At 45.5% G+C, this 20,003-nt stretch carries 17 protein-coding genes; 12 read left to right on the forward strand and 5 right to left on the reverse strand.

All coding sequences use genetic code 11. The features are described from left to right. Nucleotides 1-25: 25 nt before the first annotated feature. Together METLIM_RS14835 and METLIM_RS14840 are read left to right on the forward strand one after the other, a co-directional pair. Nucleotides 26-496, forward strand: coding sequence for a hypothetical protein (locus METLIM_RS14835; RefSeq protein WP_004079732.1), 471 nt, complete (start codon nucleotides 26-28; stop codon nucleotides 494-496). A 96-nt stretch (nucleotides 497-592) separates the two neighbouring features. Further along, nucleotides 593-1,489: a hypothetical protein gene (locus METLIM_RS14840; protein ID WP_004079733.1), complete on the forward strand. Its 897-nt coding sequence runs from the start codon at nucleotides 593-595 to the stop codon at nucleotides 1,487-1,489. Nucleotides 1,490-1,567: 78 nt separating this feature from the next. On the opposite strand, the gene METLIM_RS14845 is transcribed toward METLIM_RS14840, so the two are convergent. Beyond that, nucleotides 1,568-3,205, reverse strand: coding sequence for a ribonucleotide reductase N-terminal alpha domain-containing protein (locus METLIM_RS14845; RefSeq protein WP_004079734.1), 1,638 nt, complete (start codon nucleotides 3,203-3,205; stop codon nucleotides 1,568-1,570). A gap of 124 nt (nucleotides 3,206-3,329) precedes the next feature. Between METLIM_RS14845 and METLIM_RS14850 the strand changes: the two genes are divergently transcribed. From METLIM_RS14850 to gpmA, 3 genes are all read left to right on the forward strand, one after another. Further along, nucleotides 3,330-3,917 (forward strand): DUF2115 domain-containing protein, encoded by a 588-nt coding sequence (locus METLIM_RS14850; protein WP_004079735.1) that lies wholly within the window; start codon nucleotides 3,330-3,332, stop codon nucleotides 3,915-3,917. Nucleotides 3,918-4,114: 197 nt separating this feature from the next. Beyond that, on the forward strand, nucleotides 4,115-5,596 hold the full coding sequence (locus METLIM_RS14855) for a zinc ribbon domain-containing protein (protein WP_004079736.1): 1,482 nt from the start codon (nucleotides 4,115-4,117) through the stop codon (nucleotides 5,594-5,596). 50 nt (nucleotides 5,597-5,646) lie between these two features. Next, a complete protein-coding gene (gpmA, locus tag METLIM_RS14860) occupies nucleotides 5,647-6,393 on the forward strand; it encodes a 2,3-diphosphoglycerate-dependent phosphoglycerate mutase (protein ID WP_004079737.1) in 747 nt (248 codons plus the stop codon). Nucleotides 6,394-6,480: 87 nt separating this feature from the next. On the opposite strand, the gene METLIM_RS14865 is transcribed toward gpmA, so the two are convergent. Further along, nucleotides 6,481-7,857: a PKD domain-containing protein gene (locus METLIM_RS14865; protein WP_004079738.1), complete on the reverse strand. Its 1,377-nt coding sequence runs from the start codon at nucleotides 7,855-7,857 to the stop codon at nucleotides 6,481-6,483. Between the two features lie 3 nt (nucleotides 7,858-7,860). Beyond that, a complete protein-coding gene (locus METLIM_RS14870; RefSeq protein WP_004079739.1) occupies nucleotides 7,861-9,660 on the reverse strand; it encodes a YIP1 family protein in 1,800 nt (599 codons plus the stop codon). A 200-nt stretch (nucleotides 9,661-9,860) separates the two neighbouring features. Here METLIM_RS14870 and METLIM_RS14875 point away from each other — a divergent pair, with 200 nt between their 5' ends. The 7 genes from METLIM_RS14875 to METLIM_RS14905 all read left to right on the forward strand — a co-directional run bounded on the left by METLIM_RS14875 (nucleotide 9,861) and on the right by METLIM_RS14905 (nucleotide 17,889). Next, entirely contained in the window at nucleotides 9,861-11,207 is a 1,347-nt protein-coding gene (locus METLIM_RS14875) for a PEGA domain-containing protein (RefSeq protein ID WP_004079740.1), read from the forward strand. 132 nt (nucleotides 11,208-11,339) lie between these two features. Next, nucleotides 11,340-11,804 carry a methionine-R-sulfoxide reductase gene (locus tag METLIM_RS14880; protein ID WP_004079741.1) on the forward strand — a complete coding sequence of 155 codons (465 nt, stop codon included), beginning with the start codon at nucleotides 11,340-11,342 and terminating at the stop codon, nucleotides 11,802-11,804. Then, complete coding sequence (locus METLIM_RS16795; RefSeq protein ID WP_157202334.1) at nucleotides 11,753-11,989, forward strand: hypothetical protein; 237 nt, start codon at nucleotides 11,753-11,755, stop codon at nucleotides 11,987-11,989. The genes METLIM_RS14880 and METLIM_RS16795 overlap by 52 nt, the downstream gene beginning before the upstream one ends. A 113-nt stretch (nucleotides 11,990-12,102) precedes the next feature. After that, entirely contained in the window at nucleotides 12,103-12,750 is a 648-nt protein-coding gene (locus tag METLIM_RS14890) for a metal-dependent transcriptional regulator (protein WP_004079742.1), read from the forward strand. Next, nucleotides 12,751-14,604: a ferrous iron transport protein B gene (feoB, locus tag METLIM_RS14895; protein ID WP_004079743.1), complete on the forward strand. Its 1,854-nt coding sequence runs from the start codon at nucleotides 12,751-12,753 to the stop codon at nucleotides 14,602-14,604. A gap of 342 nt (nucleotides 14,605-14,946) precedes the next feature. After that, nucleotides 14,947-17,376, forward strand: coding sequence for a methyl-accepting chemotaxis protein (locus tag METLIM_RS16315; protein WP_004079744.1), 2,430 nt, complete (start codon nucleotides 14,947-14,949; stop codon nucleotides 17,374-17,376). A gap of 24 nt (nucleotides 17,377-17,400) precedes the next feature. Further along, complete coding sequence (locus METLIM_RS14905) at nucleotides 17,401-17,889, forward strand: chemotaxis protein CheW (protein ID WP_004079745.1); 489 nt, start codon at nucleotides 17,401-17,403, stop codon at nucleotides 17,887-17,889. A gap of 318 nt (nucleotides 17,890-18,207) precedes the next feature. Here the strand turns inward: METLIM_RS14905 and nadC are convergent, their stop codons facing one another. Together nadC and nadA are read right to left on the reverse strand one after the other, a co-directional pair. Continuing rightward, nucleotides 18,208-19,053: a carboxylating nicotinate-nucleotide diphosphorylase gene (gene nadC / locus METLIM_RS14910; protein WP_004079746.1), complete on the reverse strand. Its 846-nt coding sequence runs from the start codon at nucleotides 19,051-19,053 to the stop codon at nucleotides 18,208-18,210. Beyond that, on the reverse strand, nucleotides 19,053-19,955 hold the full coding sequence (nadA, locus tag METLIM_RS14915) for a quinolinate synthase NadA (RefSeq protein ID WP_004079747.1): 903 nt from the start codon (nucleotides 19,953-19,955) through the stop codon (nucleotides 19,053-19,055). Before nadA ends, nadC begins: the two co-directional genes overlap by 1 nt. Nucleotides 19,956-20,003: the final 48 nt, after the last annotated feature.

Below are 20,003 nucleotides of genomic sequence, written 5' to 3' on the forward strand. Positions count from 1 at the left end.
AAAAAATAATGGAGTTTTCTTAAAAATGGTCGGAAAAAAATACAAATACAAGGATATCATTCCGGAAGAGAGAAAAAATATAACAAAAGAATGGAATGTAAAAGCAGAGAAGAAAGCCGGAGATACAAAGAGGGATGCTGAAGAGAAGATAAGCAATGATAAAGAAGAGAAAGAGTCACGGATAAAAGGGGAGGCTGAATCAAAGAAAAAGAAAGGGAAAAAAGAGAAATCAGGCGAAGAAAAGGGAGATAAGCGGAAAAAATCCGGGAAAAAAAAGGATGAGAGTCAGGATGAGACAGATGTCGAACAGACAATAGATGAAGCCAGGGATTCAGTAAAAAGGGCCATTGAAGATGTTGTTGACCTTGGGAATACCATTCTTGGCACACCGAAAGGCAGAGAGCATATAGAGAAGAAGGCAAAGAAGGCCGGAAAAAAACTTACCCGGACACTTGAGTATATCCTTAAGGATGCGGGAAAGAAGATAAAAAAATAGACCGGAATTTACCTGCCGGATGATAAATATATAAACAAACCTTTTTTAAAATCCCGGACTATATAGAGAATATATTATTCCAGGGAGGATTTCCGGATGAAAAATTATACGAGATGTGTATTATTACTGTTAACAGTCTCACTTCTGGCAGTCAGTGCTTCAGCAGTGATTCTGGAAGAGAATTACAAGGGAAAGGTCTCAAGACTTGAACCTTCAAAACAGATTATGACCATGCAGGTATCTGAAGTCTATGAAGGCGGAAAATGGGTACCATACGCAAAAAGCAGTCTTAAAAACAACATTGTTGCCGGAAGCACAGACAATCCGCATATATACAATGAATTAAAGCAGGGAGATCTTGTTGAGGCATGCATCCTTGGTGGTGCCGGTGGAGAATGGGTTGCCATAGGAAAAATCTCATCAGCAACCACAACCGAAAGCCGCCTGACTATGGTATTCGGAGACCCGGCAAAACTTCTGTCTCCATATTATGACGGGTACTCAATAGAATATACTACAACCCCAAACTGCAATGCATGCGAGGGAACGATATGCGCTGCACCCTCGGCAACAGTGACAGTCTATAAGGGAGACAGGCAGATTGAGAAGAGGACACTCGCTGAGGGCATGACCCGTATATTCGGCTATCACAGCGACAACCAGTATGTCCTGAAGATAACCTACAACTTCGGAGAGGCATCATCATCCCTCTGCCCCGGAGCGGAGATGATGACAGGACCGCAGGACATCTCTGACTTTACAATCTATGACATGCAGAGAAGTGCAATTCTGGCTGCTGAGATCCCCGATGTGCCTGAAGAAACCACAGCAACTGAGGCCCCAACAGCAGTTCAGACAGAAGTGCCTGAAACACCGGCACCACCGGTCCAGCCTACCCCTTCAACAACGTCTTCACCCGGATTTGCAGGATTTGCAGCAATGGGAGGAGTTGCAGCGGCATTCATTCTTCTTGCGGCCTTCAGAAGGGACTGAGGAAAAACTTAAGGAGAGGCGGAATTTCCGGGATTTACTGCCCGAAAATCTGCCTGAAAATTAAATTTATCAGCTTTTTTAGGCACAAAATCCGCTGCGGCACGGAAGAATCACGCATCCATCCCCTGTAGTCATCACAGCATCTCTTCTGCTCTTATTGCGGTAGAAAGTCAGACCTTTCAGACCTTTTCTCCACCCGTAATAGATTGCATCAATGACATCGTCAGTGCCGGAGTGTTCAGGAAGCATGACCGTCTTGCTTACTGCGGCATGTACATGGTCCTGAAAAACCGCCTGCATATCGATATGTGCCTTCCAGCCGATCTCATCTGCCACCTTAAAGAGTGCCCTGAAATCTTCAGGGAGGCTTTCAAGCCCGGAAATAGACCCTTTACTGTAAGCCTCAGATATAATTCCGGATTTATCCTTTAGAAACCCGGAATCAAGAGCCTTTGAGAAGAGAGGATGAACAATAAAATATTCACGGGAGGCAAGATGCCTTCTCAGGTAAGCCAGGCCGAATAACGGTTCAATTCCGGACGAACATCCGGCAATAAGGCTTATAGAACCAGTGGGCGCAATTGCCGTTGTCGTTGCGTTTCTCACCGGAAACTCCCAGATACTCCCCCCAATTGCGGGAAATGCCCCTTTTTCTTCTGCAATAATTCTGCTCTCCCCGACAGATTCAGATTCAATAAGCGACATTATACCCCCTGCCGCCTGGAGTGCTCCGGGACTCTCATACGGAATGCCGAGTTTTATCAGCATGTCATGAAATCCCATAACCCCAAGACCGATCTTTCTCGTCTTAAGGGTTGCATCTTCAATCTCTTTTAACGGATAACGGTTTTTATCAATGACATTGTCAAGAAAACAAACGGCAGTCCTGACAGATTTTTTTAAGAGGTCATACCGGAATTCTCCGGACGATACAAATTCGGAGAGGTTGAGGCTGCCAAGGTTGCAGCTCTCAAACGGAAGAAGAGGCTCTTCACCGCAGGGGTTTACCGCGTCAATCACGCCAAGTCCGGGCACTTTATTCTTCCGGTTGACTGTATCCCGGAAGAGGATGCCCGGTTCTCCGTTTCTGATGATATTTCCGGCTATAATTTCAAGGATACCATCATCCGGCGATCTCATGAAACTGTCATCGGCCATTACGGAGATATTGAAATTTCTAAGACGGCCTTCCGCCCTCTTGGAATTTATGAACGGAATAATATCAGGATGGTCAACATCCAGAATACCGATGTTTGCACCTCTTCTGCGCCCGCCCTGTTTAATAACACCTGTGGCAGAATCAAAAATCTTTATGAATGATACAGGCCCTGAGGCTTTACCGCCCGGAAATCCGGCCTGAGAACCTGACGGTCTTATGGATGAGAAATTAAAACCGGTGCCGCCGCCGCTTTTATGAATAATAGCGGAATTTTTCAGGGTTTCAAATATCTCCCTTATGCTGTCCCCTACCGGAAGGACAAAGCAGGCTGACAACTGCCCTTTACCAGAGCCTGCATTCATGAGAGTCGGAGAGTTTGGCAGGAATTTTTTAGAGAGCATTATCTCTTCAAATTCATTCTTCTCCTCATCACACGCCCCGATATATCCGGCCACACGCCTGCACATATCACAGTATCCGGACTCGCCGGGCAGGAGATAGCGTGCCCTGAGGAGATCTCCTGATATTTCATCATATGACCGGAGAATAAAAACCACCTGATTTTCCAGTCACCCGGAAAGAATAAATAAGTACCTGGCAGGAGTGAATGAGACCCTGTATCACACTGATTGCCAAAAAAAGTTAACAGAGAAGGAGAGAATATAATTAAAACCGGATATTATGGATACAAAAGAGAATATAGAAAGAATATCATCTGAAATGCTTTCAATTGAAATGAGAGGGGCACTTGCCGAATACCTTGCAGTAGAACTGCTTAAGTTCAGCATGTACGATCTCCAGATGATCGGTGCAAGGGTGAGGTACGATATTGAGATTCTGCCTGAAATCTACAGGAAGAAACTGAGGCCATATGCTGAAGAATGGTTCTTCGGGCGCTATCATCAACTTATCACGAAGTACCGTGACGGTGATTTCTCAAAGTACAGCGGACCGGTTCATGACATTGACACATACAGAAATTTCTGCATGATGATTCCAGAAGGGTGCTTCAAATCAGATGTAAATCTCCCGTCATTCATACCCGATGACAGATATCCGTCATTCAGCCTTTTTTACTATCTCCTGAATGCATATGCCATGTTTGTACTTGAAGAACCCGGACATCCGGTTGGGACACCATTCCCGGGCGGAGCGGTGGTCAGGAAAACGGCCGGGAAATATTACTGCCCTATCAGGGAGAAGGAGGAAGAGATACCAAACTCAATATGCAATTTCTGCCCGGCACTTCAGGACCCAGATTATCTGTGAACTGTCCCGCGCCGGGAACCGGATAAGAAAACCTCCACGAAATATTCAGTAAAATCCACCCATATTAAAGAGTCAGAATTCCGGAAGATGAGTATCCGTTATAAAACTCCTGCCAATCACAGGAAAAACAGCATAAAATAACCGGAACCATCCGGTTAAATTAAAACATATTCCTGACATAATTAAAATTCATTAGTATGTACCAGCCAAAATTACGACAGGGAGAGGGATTATTAAAGTCTTCGCCTGATGTCAGGGTAAAAAATGTAGATTTTGATGCATTTCTGACAGATAAAAGGATAATATTCGCAAAAAAAGGAGACGAACTATATGAAAGAAAGGAACTTGTCTTTCCCCTTGGATTTATAAAGGACTATACTCCTTCAGCTGACGAAAAAGGAATTCCAAGAATCATATTCTCAGTGCAGAAGCCTGAAGGGGATAAGGGCGACATGATCCTTAATTTCACACAGAAAGAGGGTTACAGATTTGCAGAGAGGGACGACTGGATTGAAAAACTCGGACGACTGGTTGAGAAGGATACAGCCGCACCTGCGGCAGCAGTCACACCTCCTGTTCAGGCGATGTCAGGTGGCGGCGATCCCTTTGCAAACGTAAATACGCAAAAGACTGCCCCACAGATACTGCGGCAACAGAACGAAAATCCGGTACAGGTGGAGAGCCACACACAGAGCGGAGGAGCCGGACAGTTCTGCCGTTTCTGCGGCTCAAATATACCTGTGGATTCTGCATTCTGTCCGTCCTGTGGCGGAAAAGTGGTGCCGGTTCCCGGCAGAGCCGCCGCGCCTGCACCGGCGCATATACCTGTGCCGCCTTCACGTCCGGCGTACCCTGACGATATGGGCAGACAGGCGGGAGGTTTCGTACCGCCGCCACCTCCTCCAGCACAGAGGCATACCGGATTTCCGGAGGACAACTACCGTACACCTCCGACTCCTTCAGGCGGCGGATACAGCCTTGCTGATGACCCGGGATATCATGATTATGAACAGAGCAGTCAGAGAACGAGAACCAGCAGGAAACCTGACCGGAATGAGAAAGCAGCTTTAAGAGAAGAGAAGAAAGCTGAAAAAGAGAGACAGAAGGAGGAGGCAAGATACAGAAAAGAGCAGAAGAAGGCGAATAAGAGGGGCGGGCGCGATCCTTATGATGACTACGGCGGGGGCGGAAGAATGGGCGGAGGTCTGCCAAAGATTCTGATTCCGGCAATAATCGCAGTTGTTGTCATAGGTGTTGTTGCATTTGCCTTCACATCCGGAATGTTTGGCGGTTCAGGCGGAGGTGCGGAAGTCAATAACGGAGGAACAGGTGCGGCGGCAGACAATACAAATACCGGCACCTCATCAGGAACCACATCATCAGGCACTTCGCAGACAACTGCCAATTACGATAAAGGATGGGAGGTCTGGGTATATTATCCGGGTGAATGGGACGGTACATTCGGCTCAGGCTCAAACATGCAGAGATTAGAGGAGCAATTCGGATCACAGTCATTCCCTATAACAGGCCCGTCAGGCAGTATTACCGCTACCTTTACAAAGGCTGATGGCGGTCCGGGGAAAGAAATGGTTGTTGAAATTATTAAGGATTCTATGGTTAAGGCAACCGGAAGCACAACAGAAACAGGCGGCAGTGTGACAGTTACTGCAAGTCTGTAAATGACAAGATACTTTTTTTTTAAGCCGGATACATTATTAGGAGTTTTTAGATGTACAAGGTAGTATTACTCAGGCACGGGGAGAGTATCTGGAATAAGGAGAATAAGTTTACCGGATGGACAGATGTTGACCTCTCGGAAAAAGGTATAACTGAGGCCAGAGCGGCAGGGAAACTGCTGAAGGACGAGGGCTATGAGTTTGATGCTGCATACACCTCAGTTCTTAAGAGGGCCATAAGGACACTCTGGATAACCCTTGATGAGATGGACCTGATGTGGATACCGGTCACACGCTCATGGAGGCTCAATGAGAAGCATTACGGTGCTCTTCAGGGACTTAACAAATCGGAAACAGCAGAGAAATACGGTGAGGAGCAGGTGTTTATCTGGCGCAGGGATTACAATACAGCACCTCCGGCACTCTCTTTGGACGATGAGAGACATCCTGTTCATGACCGCCGCTATGCCGCGCTAAGACCAGAGGATATACCGGGTACAGAATGCCTGAAGGATACTGTCGCACGCTTTCTGCCGGTATGGGAAGATGAGATTGCTCCGGCAATCAAATCCGGAAAAAGGATAATTATTGCCGCACACGGCAACAGTCTGAGGGCACTTGTAAAGCATCTGGACAATATCTCAGACGGAGATATTCCGAAACTTAATATCCCAACCGGAATTCCGCTGGTCTATGAGCTTGATGAAAATTTAAAGCCGATTAAGCATTACTACCTTGGCAACCAGGATGAGATAGAGGCTGCTGCTAAGGCGGTTGCAGATCAGGGAAAGAAGAAGTAATCCCCGCCTGATAGAATAATATATCAGTTCCCGGATATTCCGGGATACTCTTTTTTTAATTCCGGTTTTAATTCTGATATTACGGAATTATCTCATCCCTAAGATGGATGTGATAAAATGCAGGTAATCCTGGTAAAAACCGTGGTACCTGACAAACTTCCCCCTGAAAAATTCAGTTCCGGGAAGTCCGAATATCTTTGTTCCGCCTGAATTTCCGGCAGCAAATGCCATATCACTCTCATTTAATGCACTCTTCGCTTCCGCAGGTGCTGCTGTAGGTGTTGGAGTTGCTGTAGTCTGTGCGGCAGTCGGTGTTGCAGTCGCCGTCACTGGTGCTTCAGTCACTGTAATATAATCTTTTTTTGTTGCATTATCCGAGAATGTGGTTCCGTTTTCAGATACAGTCACCTTAAGTGTAACCGTATATTCCCCGGCATGCCTGAATGTGTACTCGGGATTGGCTTTGGTGGAAAAATCAGAATGAACATCTTCACATTCAAACTTCCAGAAATAACTGTCTATATTTCCGGTCGAAGTGGATGTAAATTTCACAGTAAACGGTGCCCGGCCAGTAGTATTATCGGCATAAAATGATACAGAAAAACCTGATTCTGTATTGATACAGTCTGTGCGGGTCAAAGTGTCATATTTGCCCGCATTACTCGTAACCGTTAATTTAACGTCATAATTACCGACGTCATTGTATGTGTGAACCGGATTTTGTTCAGATGAGGTGCATCCGTCACCAAAGTCCCATGACCATCCGGTAATATTCCCATAAGAGATCCCGGAGTCATCTGTAAACTGAACAGTGAGAGGATATTTTCCGGATGATACATTTGTGTGAAAGAGGGGCACAGGAGTTGGGTTCAAAACTTCAATTTTTTTCTCCCAGGAGTCCTGAGAACTATCTCTGTTAACAGTAAGTTTAACATAATACTGTCCGGGAGTCTCAAATGTGTGTGTTACAGGATTCTGGGTCGTTGTTAAACTTCCGTCCCTAAAATCCCAGGATATAATGCGGTGCCTGCCGAAAGTTGCATCTGTAAAAGTCGCAGTCAGCGGAGCATCGCCTGAAGATGATGGGGATACAGTATAACTGGCGTGAAGAGAGGGTTCGGTCAGTGTAATATCCCTGTCTGCCACCCGAATTACTTCAGAACCGTCTATAGCATCGGTCGTGACTGTAAGGTTTACGGTCCATATCAGATCATCATCAGACGCCGGAGTGCCATATGTATGTGTGGTTGTCTGTCCTGTCCCTGTGGTCCCGTCACCGAAATTCCATACCCACTGGGAAGCTGTGGAAGCGTTTGCACCGGAAATACTGCCTGTAAAACTGACAGTCAGATATTCTGAATTCTCACCCTGAGAAGAAGTCCAGTCTGCTGTTGCAGCAGACACGGGACAGACTATCAGAAGCAGGCCCGCAGATATGATTAAAATAACAGCATTCATCTTCATACCTCATACACCTCCAAATATTGAAAAACCCGAATCTCCGGCTGAGACAAAAAACCCAAAGAGCAGAACTGTCATAACAATGCAGAACCCTGCCGCTATCAGTGCCTGACCGGTTGTTGTACCGTGAGTCTCCCTTGCTCCGGTCATAAGCAGGTACGCGGACCAGAGAGGTGCGATAATCAGACCAAAGAACGGGATAATACCTCCGGCGATGAAAGGCGTTGCCGAGTACATCGCAATTCTTATCTCATCCTCATTGCTGCCTTTAAATCCGGCAATAATAAGCCCTATCCTTAGGAAAATTCCGGCAAGAATGGTAATTAGCACAAGAATAACCACCATCTCAAGCATACCGGTGACCATGCCCCACAAATCTCCGAATGATGAGAACACCGGATACTCAGCCGCACTGGCACCACCGCCAATAAGAAAGAGATAAAATGAATTCACAAATGAAAACACCACTATAACAAGGGCAAAGTACGGCACTGCATCGACAGGATCCTGCCCCTTAGTCATCTGGAATCCACCGGAAGGGTTTGTCAGAAAACTGACAATCCTTCCCGGAATGGTATTGTCTGCCATTGCGGGACGCTTTTCACTGCCGGAGAAAACACCTTTCCGGGGAGTTCTCCTCCTCTTAACTCTCTTCTTCGTGGTTTTGGACAGTGGGCGTTTTCCCATCCTGCCGGTGCCGGACTTCTGCGGTGCATCATCCATAAATTCTCCGCCCTCAGCATCGTAAATTCCGGAGCCGCCCGGAATTCCGTCATCCACAGAAGCCCCGGAACCCGGAAAAGGCGCCGGAATGTCACCGGAAAACTCCCTGCCGCAGAAACTGCAGAACTTTCCCCCCGGAGGAATAACTCCGCCGCATGAAGGACAGGCTGAAGATACAGGCGGTTTTGCATCAAATCCTGAGAGTGAACTGTCCAAAACTTCCTGTGAATGACCGCCACTGCTACTGCCCGCGCCCGGAGAACCTGACGGGAAACTCCCGTCAGCCAGAAATCCGGCAAGCACAGGATTTCCAAACTCACCTGTTGCAATATAATCCTGAATTACCGATACCCAGGCATCACGCTCCGCAAAACGCCCTCCCTCATACCACCCGGAAAAAGAGAGAACCATCCTTCTCATACTGCCGTTTCCGGCTTCAACCATGAAGATTAACTCAGGCTCACCGCTTTCACCTGTCAGCCCCTCAACACTCCGGACCGCATCAAGAGGAATCTGACTTGGTTTATTGGGTTTGTTCTCATCAACAAGCAGGAATACCTTATCCTCAAGCCTCAGAGTATATTCCCTGGACTTGACAACGACATTAGGCGCACAAAGAGAGATCTTTGCAGAAGATACACCTGCCGGAGATGTCCGGCTGTTAACATTAGGCTCTGCTCTCCCACCGGAACGCGGAACGTAACCCTTCCCTGCGAACTGATTTGAAGACTTGTCAACTGAGATCAGTGACTCGATCTCACGCTGAAGATAACTGCACTCTGCATCCCTTGTACCGGAAAAATCCTGAATAAAAACCAGGACCATCTTCTTCTGTGAACCATCAGGTGCAGAAAGGGAGAGTGAAAGTGTCGGTTCATCGGATAAATTCCGGCCCGCACTGACATACTTCAGCACCTGAAGAGGAACTTCAACAGGTGCACTCATCTTAGTCCTGTCTTCCGCAAGAATTATTCGGTTGTTTGTAAGGAAAAGTCTGAATTCAATCGATTTAACCCCAATTGAGGCCATCTCAAGAATAATCTCTTCACCGCTTCCAAGTTCAGGAATTCTCGTTAAAATCACCCGGTTTAATATCCAGGCAGTCTGCCAGCATCAGAGCCTGCCTGTTTTGATAAAAAGTATTTGACGGCAGTATACAAAGGATTTGTTGTAAGAGCAGAAATAATGAAATACTGAAGGTTTTCCGGCATGCCGGAAGTCAGACAAATGAGAACGATAATCCTTCCAAAGATAGATTAACCAATTCTTCCAATATCTGATACATGAGATACAATAAACAGTTACTGGCGGCTGCATTAACTCTGTTACTCCTGATAACAGTACATGCCGCAGCAGCAACAGGCGAAGGTGTCGGGTGGTACAGCATTCACTGCAATGTGGACGGTGCCGATGTATATTTTGACGGTACATACAAAGGTCAGATAAACTCAGGTGTGCTGTCAGTCGGAGTATATACAACAGGCACACCGTACAGTACAATAACCGTGCAGAAATCAGGCTATTATACGGCATCAACATCACTTCCGGCGACACCGCCGGCAGGAGAGACAAGTGACGTATATATCACCCTAAACCCTATGGCTTCACCCACACAGTCGGAATACGGATCCCTTTATATCTCCACAAACCCGACAGGGGCAAGGGTTCACATCAATGACATCTACCAGGGACTCTCGCCACTGACCATTTCAGGACTTAGGGCAGGTTCGTGCAGAGTTGAGGCCGAATACAACGGGTACCAGAATGCAGAGACCGATGTCTATGTCACTGCCGGAACAATACAGAATGTATATCTTACACTCCAGTCACCGGGATCGATTTCTGTAACATCCAATCCAACAGATGCCTTTGTATCGCTGAACGGGCAGATTGTCGGGAGGACGCCCTATGTCATAACCGGACTTTCAACCGAAACGGTTGAAATTTCGGTTACAAAAAACGGATATTACAACTGGAAACAGTCAGTAAATGTCTATGACGGAGGGCAGGTATCAGTCCATGCCACGCTTGAATCAATCGACCAGTCACAGGAAATTCTTGTGACCTCAGACCCCGCAGGGGCAAAGATTCACCTTGACGGGATATACAAAGGGGAGACAATGGCAGGACAGCCATTTCCTATAGGAGATGTAGCAGCAGGACCGCATACATTAAGCCTGACTCTTGATGACTACCCGAATTACATAACAAATGTCAATATTGTCCGGGGCGGAGAACCTGTCATAATAAACGCGGTGATGGGAGAGAGTCCGTCATCTCAGAATACAGGGTCATTACAGGTAACATCCACTCCGCCGGGTGCGATGATATACCTTGACAACATCTACACCGGACTAGTCACACCGTCCACAGTTACAGCCGTAAATCCAGGTCAGCATACCGTAACACTAAGACTTTCAGGCTACCAGGACGCAATATCAAAGATCACTGCCACTGCCGGAGAGACAGAACCGCTCACAATTGGACTTGCGCCAGAAAGTTCACAGACATCAGATACACCATCCGTAATTCCAACAGCCATCACTCCCGGATTCGGATTTTTACCGGCATTTGCAGCATTCATGGCAGTCTGCATAATTATAACGCTAAGAAGGCGAAGAGAAGACTGAAATATAATTTCCATAAATAATCCTAAAAAGGCACTCTTTTTTTCAGAAAATAATTTTTTTAGCCGGAAACATAATCAAGCCGGAGAGACACAATGACATTATTGTCAGATGAAAGGAGAAGAAGGCAGTATTATGGCAGAATATTCTGAAAAAAATGAAGATGCGGATGAGAGAGAATCAGACAAAAATAAGGACATTCAGTTCAACAATAAAACCGCGGAACAGAAAAAATACAGGGAACTGACTCCCGAAGAAAAGAGAGTAATAATACACAAAGGAACAGAAAGGCCATTTTCCGGAATATACAACAACCATTCTGAAGAGGGAATCTATACGTGCAGGAGGTGCGGAGCAAAACTATATAATTCCGGTTCAAAATTTTCATCCGGATGCGGATGGCCGTCATTTGATGACCGGATAGCCGACTCTGTCAGAGAGATACCGGATAAGGATGGCGTCCGCACTGAAATTGTATGCAGACGATGCGGGGCACACCTCGGCCACATCTTTAAGGGAGAGGGTTTTACAGAGAAAAATATACGTCATTGTGTAAATTCAGTATCTCTCGATTTTGTCAGGGAAAAAAACGGCAGATAAAAATCTTTTCCGGAAGAAGAGGCAATACCACCGCGAAACGGCAGCACTACCGGAAATACTGCCGGAAGAGTGAAGAGAAGAGTGAAGAGAAGAGTGAAGAGAAGAGTGAAGAGAAGAGTGAAGAGAAGAGTGAAGAGAAGAGTGAAGAGAAGAGTGAAGAGAAGAGATATTCAGCCGGTAGATAATGTACATTAATAGCATAAAAATCCCGGAAAATACTTATTTCAGGTTTTTTTGAACAATGCCAGACCTGCAAAAACAATTTCTAAAATCGGAGATAAAACTAAGAGGGTTTTGAATGGATCAAAAATTATGTGAAGACTACCTTGAGATATTATCCGGAGAGCCGGAGATCTCACAAAATATCAATAATAAAGAGATTCTTGCAGAGCATATGGGGCGGAGCATATCTGAAACCGAAAATGATCTTACTGCCCTTGAGTCAGAAGGCTACCTGAATATTCTTCCGGACGGGAAGATCAGGCTCTCAGAAGAAGGATTAAAAAAAGGACGCTGCATCGCAAAGAAACATAAAGTTCTGGAATGCTTCTTCACCGAAATGCTTGGAATGGATCCGGAAACAGCCTCCAGGGAGGCATGCGAGATTGAGCACTCTGCATCTGATGACACAATAAAAAAACTGAATGAATATCTGATCAGGCCGGGGAGATGCCACGGATGGAGGCAGGGACAGAGACCATGTATTGAGACCACAGCCGAGAGGCTGACATTATTTGGTGAAGGGGAGAAACTGAAGGTCGTTGGTGTCGGAGGCAGGCCCGGGAGAGGCTTCAGGCTGAACGATTTGGGTATAGTTCCGGGTGAGACAATAGAGATTGTCAGAAAGCTTGACAGGAGAGCACTCCTCATAAAAGTAAAGGGAAGTGAAGTTGCCATAAGCCCGGAGATTGCAAATACAGTCTTTGTTGAGAAAAAGGAAGAATAGATGAAGTTTGCACTTATTGGAAACCCAAACGTCGGAAAATCCCTTATATTTAATCAGCTGACCGGAATCGGGGTTGAGATCTCAAATTTTCCGGGGACAACAGTGGACCTCTGTTCGGGAAATGTATGCTATAAGAAGGAAAAATTTGAGATAATTGATTTTCCGGGTATATACTCACTTGACGGAAAATCTGAAGAGGAGGAGGAGGTCAGAAAATACCTCAGAAATGAACATGTTGATGCCCTCATAGCGGTTCTTGACGCAACCCACCTTGAGAGAAACCTCTATCTTCTGCTCCAGATCGCGGAATACGAAATTCCGACTGTCGTCGTCCTCAATATGATAGATGAAGCAGAAAAGCAGAATATTCACATTAATTTTGCAGAACTCTCCGACATCTTAGGGTGCGAAATTATCGCAACCACGGCAACCGAAGGAAAGAATATAGGCAGTATAATTCCTGCTGCCCTTCAGACGGCATCAAAGATAAAAGCAAGGGTGCCCTATGACAGGCATGTTGAAGCCGGAATACGAAGCCTTGTAAAATTATCTGAATGTTCAAGGCTTGAGGCCATTCTCACACTTGAAGGGATAATGCAGAATCCTGAACTGACAGATACCGCCGAGACGATATCGGCCGAGATTGAAGAGGAGCACAGGATGTCTGTGTACCAGATAATGGCCACAAACAGACATAATGAAGCAGCGAAGATATCAGAAGAGGTCACAAGTGAAAAAGGGGAGAAGAAAGAATTCCGGTTCGAAAAATATCTGACAAGGTATTTTCCGGGAATACCCATACTCGCCCTGATACTGCTTTCAACACTTATGATTGTGTTCTTTGTCGGATCTTTTCTTGAAGAGATGATAGTATCTTTATTTGAACAGTATGCCGTAGAACCTCTGTTGGCTATGGGCCTTGACCCGCTCACCGAGCAGGTCAGCTTCTCGTTTGTAATTGCCCTCCAGGCAGGTCTTGGAATAGCATTTCCATTTGTATTTGTTTTTTATATATTAATTTCAATCCTTGAGGATTCAGGCTATATGACAAGGGCGGCTTTTCTTGCCGACCGGGCGATGCACAGAATCGGGATGCACGGGCAGGCACTGATCCCGATGGTCCTCGGATTCGGATGCAATGTTCCGGCAGTGATGAGCATACGCCATCTCTCAAAGAGGGAGAGGGTCATCGCATCGTTTCTGATTACAATGGTGCCCTGTTCGGCAAGGACAGTCATCATCGCCGGAATTGTTGCTGTATTTGTCGGAGTTCCGGCTGCGTTATCAGTATATCTGATAGTCTTTGCTCTCATTGCGCTCACAGGAATTGTACTTACAAAGTTCACACCCGGAGAGCAGTACGGGATGATACTTGAGATGGCTCCTCTAAGAATGCCGAAAGCTAAGCAGACACTCTCAAGGGCATGGCTGCATATGAAGGAGTTTATATTCATAGCAATGCCGATTCTGCTTGTAAGCAGTATAGTGCTTGGACTGTTGCAGTACGGCGGGATAATTCAGGCATTCCAGGATGTATTTGCACCGGCAATGGATGCAGCGCTTGGACTGCCGGATTACGCTTCGACATCGCTGCTCTTTGGGATACTCAGAAAAGAGATGGCCTTTGAGACGCTTGCGATTCTTGCCGGGACTGCCGATTTAGGCAGTGTAATGACAGGAATACAGCTATATGTATTCGCTGTGGTAAGCGTCCTCTTTGTACCTTGTATATCCACAATTGCAGTGTTATACCGTGAGATGGGAGTTAAGATCGCCGCTCTGGTCTCAGCATATACACTTACTCTCGGCCTCATTGTCGGGTCACTGATTCATTTCATCTGGTCATACCTCTGAAGCAAAAATATAAATATACATTTTTTCAGCTTTTTTTCTGACATTTACCACATCAACTAAAACGGGAAAACTTACGGCAGAAATTTGTCAAAATTCAAAATTCACAAGATAATTATATATATTAAACATTACCATTCTGCATTGTTTTAACAGAATACAGATATGACAGATATTAATGCACAGCAATAGCCACAATAAGACAATATTTTCAAAAATAAAGCCACATCTGGCCAATAAGCAAATATATATATGGCATTCAGCCACTACAATACCGTAACAATCCCTGCAAAAGGCGCACATCAGTTGCAGCCGGACAGCAGAGACAATAAGGAGTGAAAAATTATGGATTACGACAAATTTGAAGAGATAATAAATGGAATTCTGGCCGGAAAAGGTATTCCGGATTCCGGACTACAGGAACTACCTCCTGAGGCCTGCGGTCTTGCAGATTCGGTTAAAAAACTGGCGGATAAATTAGCGGAGACTGAAGGAAAAGCAGACTTTCTCTATACAGCAGTCATGAAGACCCCTGTACCTATGGTCCTCTTTGATAAAAAACTGAAGATAACTGATGCCAATGATGAGATGATAGTCTTTTCAGGCAGATCAAAGTCTGAGCTTACAGGACTTGACATCAGAGGATTCAGGAAGGAATTTAATATTGATAAAACTGAAGGTTTCGGAACACCTGATGCACTTGAGAGAAAGGAGAAGGTTGAAGGGCTTTTTAAAGCTGATTTCAGGGGCAGGCAGTACTCAGTCAGAATATTCAGTACACCAATTACTGATGAATCGGGCGCCGTAACCCATATCAACACCTCAATTGTCGATGTGTCAGAGGCCGAGAGCATCACTGAATACCTTGGCAGAGAGATTGAAAAAATAGGCAAAAACCTTGAAAAGATCTCTCTTGGTGACCCTGACCTCAGCCTCGCTGCCGGGGAGGCAGATGAGTACACAGGTGAGATAAAAAAAGAGATTGAGGATATAAACAGAAGCATTGCCAGAGTCAGGGACAGTGTCATGGCCGTAGTAAAAGAGGCGGAAAACATTGGAGTGGCACTTACAAACGGAGAACTTAAGCACAAAGCTGAAGTTTCAGACCATAACGGGGTGTACAGAGAACTTATAGAAAAACTCAATGAAATATCATCCGGAATAAGGGAACCGCTTGTAATAGTCAATGACAGAATTAAAATGATTGCCAGAGGTGAAATACCAGACCGGATTGACGAGCAGTTCAGGGGTGAATTTGACATCCTCAGAAAGAACATCAACAGCTCCATAGACGGACTTCAGGCAATCACTGAGGTTGAAAATGTCTTAAAGAAGATGTCAGTCAATGACTATACTGTTGACATTTCCGGAAAATACGAGGGCATATACTCAAACATTACCGAAGAGGTCAGCCTTGTAAAGATGAGGCTGTTAAATGTGCAGGATATCGCGGCAAGGACCTCAAGAGGGGACCTCTCAAGGCTTGACGAACTGAAAAAGATCGGACGCAGGAGCGAGAAGGATGAACTGCTCCCTTCCTTAGTCAGAATGATGGAGAATATCAATGATATGATTGAGGATGTTGTCCGTCTGAGCGACAACGCCGTAATGGGCAGAATTGATGAACGTGCTGATGCCGGTGCATATGAGGGTGCATACAAAGAAGTGATAGACGGCATAAACAAGATGCTTGATGCTGTGGAAATTCCGGTTACCGAGGCAATAAGGGTTTCAGGAGAACTTGCAGACGGGAATTTTGGTGTCAGGGTCAATGATAAGCTCAGGATGGAGGGTGAATTCAGAGTATTTAAGGAAGCAGTCAATAATATAGGCATTTCAGTATCTGAAGCCATCAACTCCTCAACCGGAATTGCACAGAAGGTTGCTATGAACTCCAATGAGGTCAGCAAGGGTACTGATGAGGTAGCAAAGGCAGCAGAGGGAGTTGCAACAACAAGCCAGAAGACGGCGGAACTGACAAAATCACTTCTTGAACAGATAGAGGATATTAACAGGCAGATTGCTGACCTGTCGGCATCAAATGAGGAGATTGCCGGAACATCACAGGAGGTATTCACCGCTGCAAATCACGTCGTAGAGATAGGAAAGGAGGCTCAGAAGCTCGGCAATGATGCCAATTCCAAGATGAACAATGTTGAGGTTATCGCAAACCAGAGTGTCACCGAGATCAATTCCCTTACCGAACAGATAAAGGAGATCAACAATGTCGTAAAGCTGATTAACGACATTACCGGACAGATAAATCTTCTTGCACTGAATGCAGCAATTGAGGCGGCAAGGGCAGGAGAGCATGGCCGTGGGTTCGCTGTAGTCGCAGGGGAGGTCAAAAACCTTGCTGCTGAGGCAAGGGAGGCAACCAGTTCGATAGACAAGGTGGTATCCTCAATAGGGCAGAGCAGTGAAAAAACTGCAAGTTCGATAAAATCGGCCAACAATGAGATTGTGGACGGTGTCTCAAGCGTTACAAAAGCACTTGAAGCGCTCAATACAATTATTGTGAATGCAGGACGGGTATCCGGAGATATCGGCGAGATTACAAAGGCGATTGAGGATCAGGCCAATATTGCAAATAATGTGGTAACTTCTGCCGACAGGGGCACCCACATGACCAAGGACGTGCAGAGAGAGGCGGAAGAGCTTGCAGCCCTTGCAGAGGAAGCCAGTGCTTCGGTTGAGGAGATCAGCAGTGCAATCCATGAGGTAAATGAACTGTCAAGAGATCTTGAGAGAGAGATGGGCAGGTTCAGAACCTGAAAAGACTGACAGGGAGAAGATATTATGACAGCAGTTGATGTTGTGCAGTTTGAGATCGCAGGGACGAGGTATGCCCTCGATATACAGCTGGCACAGGAAATCGTAGAGATGATGCCGATAACTCCGGTACCAAAAGCACCACCACATATTGCCGGAATTATCAATCTACGTGGTGAAATAACAAATATTCTCAATCTTAACAGGCTTATGGAACTCCCGGAGGGTGGAGATTCAGAATCAAAAAAGATAATTGTCCTTGTCGCCGACGCTGTCGGAGGTTCTAAAATCGGAATGATTGTAGATGATGTAAAAAGTGTCCTTCAGATATCAGATGAAGATGTTGACAAGATGGACACCTCTTTCTCAAAAGAGGCATATATAAAGGGCATAATTAAAATCAGCAATGAGCAGGATTCAGATAAGAAGGATCTTGTGATATGGATTGATATTGGAGGGATATTGAAAAATACTCTCAGTGAAGAAGGAGTAAAAACAGAACAGCACCTGCAATAAAATGATCCGTTCTGCCGGAGATAATCCGGTTAGCCCCCAGAGGGAATCTTCCGGCAGTGAAAAATAACCGGATTTAAAGGGAAAAGTCTGTAAATAAGGAGGTGCCGGCAACAGAACATGAAAGACAGGGAAAAAAGAAGATCATAACCGCCATATCTCTTAAAATCCAGAATAAATGATAATTAAAACCAGAACCCAGTAAAACCCGAACGACAGGAACACTCCGGATTATAGATTAAACCAGAAATTAAAGTGAAATTATCCGGATTAGAGACATAATACCGGCCATTTAATAACCGGAAAAATATAATACTTTTTTCAGGCGGATTTTTGCCCGCCCCTGATATTTAAGGATACATCGAAGCATTCAACAGTGTGTGTCAGTGCCCCGATGCTTATTATATCTATATCGCATACAGCATAGGATTCAATATTTTCGGGATTAATGCCGCCTGAAACCTCAAGAATAACATTTTTTCTGAGTCCGGCATCATTTAACATCTCTGATGAGAGGATGACATCTTCAGGAGTCATATTGTCAAGGAGTAGGATATCGGCACCCGTCTCTGCGGCGATGAGGACATTGTCCGGCTTTTCTACCTCAACTTCGATCTTTTTATACGCAGAATACTTCTTTGCTTTTAGTATTGCCTCTTTAAGCGGGCAGAGAGCAAGATGATTATCTTTTATTAAAAATCCGTCAGAGAGGGAGTCACGGTGAGGATCTCCACCGCCGGTCACAACCGCTTTTTTATCGAAATATCTCAGGCCGGGGGCTGTCTTTCTGGTAGCGGCGATTCTTACATTTGGGTTTGCTGATCGGACGAATGATGCGATTCTGTCTGTTTTCGTTGCAATGGCACTCATACGGCTGATGATATTTAAGCAGGTCCTCTCGGCGGTCAGGATATTTCCTGCACTGCCGGATACTGTCATCACCAGATCACCGGGTTTTACCGGATCGCCGTCTTGCTTAAGGAAACGGACAGTCAGGCCGAGATGACCAAACAGGAGCGATGACTCCTCAAGACCGGCAATTATACCTTCTGCCTTTGAGATGATCTCTGCTTCGGCGCTGACATCCGGAATTATGACCGCAGATGTGACATCGCCAAAAGGCATATCCTCATCGAGATATTCAAGGAGTTTCCGGATAATTGTCATTATTTATTCCTGCTCAGTTCTATCATCCGTCTGATCGATGATTCAGCTCTCTTCATAACACCTCTGGAGAGGTTTATCTCCGGAGTTTCGCTCTTAAGGGAGTTTAAAACGGCATTTAAAGAGATCTTCTTCATGTCTTTGCAGACCGCTTTTTCAAATGCGAGGAATTCCTTACCGGGATATTCTGTTCTGAGTCTGTAAACCATGTCTTTTTCGGTCATTACAGCCCATCTATCCGAGAGTTCTGCATTTCTCATCATGCCTCCGGTGGACGCTATAATATCACAGTGTTCACGCACCTCTGCCGGGCATTCAGGGTGGCATATTACTGTATACCCCCTATCTTTTGAGGATATGGCATCATCGGGAGTAAATACCTCATGCACAGGGCAGTTTCCGCCTTTTGGCAGCGGAATTATCCTCTTGTCCGGGAGATTCCCCTGAACATAGGATGCAAGGTTTGAATCAGGTCCAAAGAGTATAGTGTCGCTTTTGAGAGATTTTACGACATCAATGGCGTTTGCTGAGGTGCAGACTATGTCTGCGTAAGCTTTTGATTCGGCAGTAGAGTTTACATACAATACGACCTCTGCATCAGGGTACTCCTCTCTGGCCGATTTTATCATCTCTGCACTTAACTGATCAGCAAGCAGGCAGCCGGCATCTTCTGCCGGCAGGATGACCTTTTTCTTAGGATTTAAGATCTTTGCGGTCTCTGCCATGAATAAGACACCGCAGAATATGATGATATCCTCAGTTACATCAGTCGCCCGGAGAGCAAGTTCAAGGCTGTCGCCCGTAAAATCGGCAATGTCCTGGATTTCAGGGGGTTCATAGTTATGGGCAAGGATTATCGCATTTTTCTCTTTTTTTAGTTTTATTATCTCTTCCTGTACTGTCATAGCAGGCTCATTCCAGATTTTTTTGAATTTTTCGGGTTTTTAGGATTT

Origin of the sequence: Methanoplanus limicola DSM 2279 (assembly GCF_000243255.1) — an archaeon.
Classification (GTDB): Archaea; Halobacteriota; Methanomicrobia; order Methanomicrobiales; family Methanomicrobiaceae; genus Methanoplanus; species Methanoplanus limicola.

Excerpts from the sequence above, each read along its gene's own strand:
- feoB (WP_004079743.1), top strand. The coding sequence starts at position 12,751 with ATGAAGTTTGCACTTATTGGAAACCCAAACGTCGGAAAATCCCTTATA.
- nadC (WP_004079746.1), bottom strand. The coding sequence starts at position 19,053 with ATGACAATTATCCGGAAACTCCTTGAATATCTCGATGAGGATATGCCT.
- METLIM_RS14840 (WP_004079733.1), top strand. The coding sequence starts at position 593 with ATGAAAAATTATACGAGATGTGTATTATTACTGTTAACAGTCTCACTT.
- METLIM_RS14865 (WP_004079738.1), bottom strand. The coding sequence starts at position 7,857 with ATGAAGATGAATGCTGTTATTTTAATCATATCTGCGGGCCTGCTTCTG.
- METLIM_RS14835 (WP_004079732.1), top strand. The coding sequence starts at position 26 with ATGGTCGGAAAAAAATACAAATACAAGGATATCATTCCGGAAGAGAGA.
- METLIM_RS14880 (WP_004079741.1), top strand. The coding sequence starts at position 11,340 with ATGGCAGAATATTCTGAAAAAAATGAAGATGCGGATGAGAGAGAATCA.
- METLIM_RS14890 (WP_004079742.1), top strand. The coding sequence starts at position 12,103 with ATGGATCAAAAATTATGTGAAGACTACCTTGAGATATTATCCGGAGAG.
- METLIM_RS14875 (WP_004079740.1), top strand. The coding sequence starts at position 9,861 with ATGAGATACAATAAACAGTTACTGGCGGCTGCATTAACTCTGTTACTC.
- gpmA (WP_004079737.1), top strand. The coding sequence starts at position 5,647 with ATGTACAAGGTAGTATTACTCAGGCACGGGGAGAGTATCTGGAATAAG.
- METLIM_RS14850 (WP_004079735.1), top strand. The coding sequence starts at position 3,330 with ATGGATACAAAAGAGAATATAGAAAGAATATCATCTGAAATGCTTTCA.
- nadA (WP_004079747.1), bottom strand. The coding sequence starts at position 19,955 with ATGACAGTACAGGAAGAGATAATAAAACTAAAAAAAGAGAAAAATGCG.
- METLIM_RS14855 (WP_004079736.1), top strand. The coding sequence starts at position 4,115 with ATGTACCAGCCAAAATTACGACAGGGAGAGGGATTATTAAAGTCTTCG.
- METLIM_RS14905 (WP_004079745.1), top strand. The coding sequence starts at position 17,401 with ATGACAGCAGTTGATGTTGTGCAGTTTGAGATCGCAGGGACGAGGTAT.
- METLIM_RS16315 (WP_004079744.1), top strand. The coding sequence starts at position 14,947 with ATGGATTACGACAAATTTGAAGAGATAATAAATGGAATTCTGGCCGGA.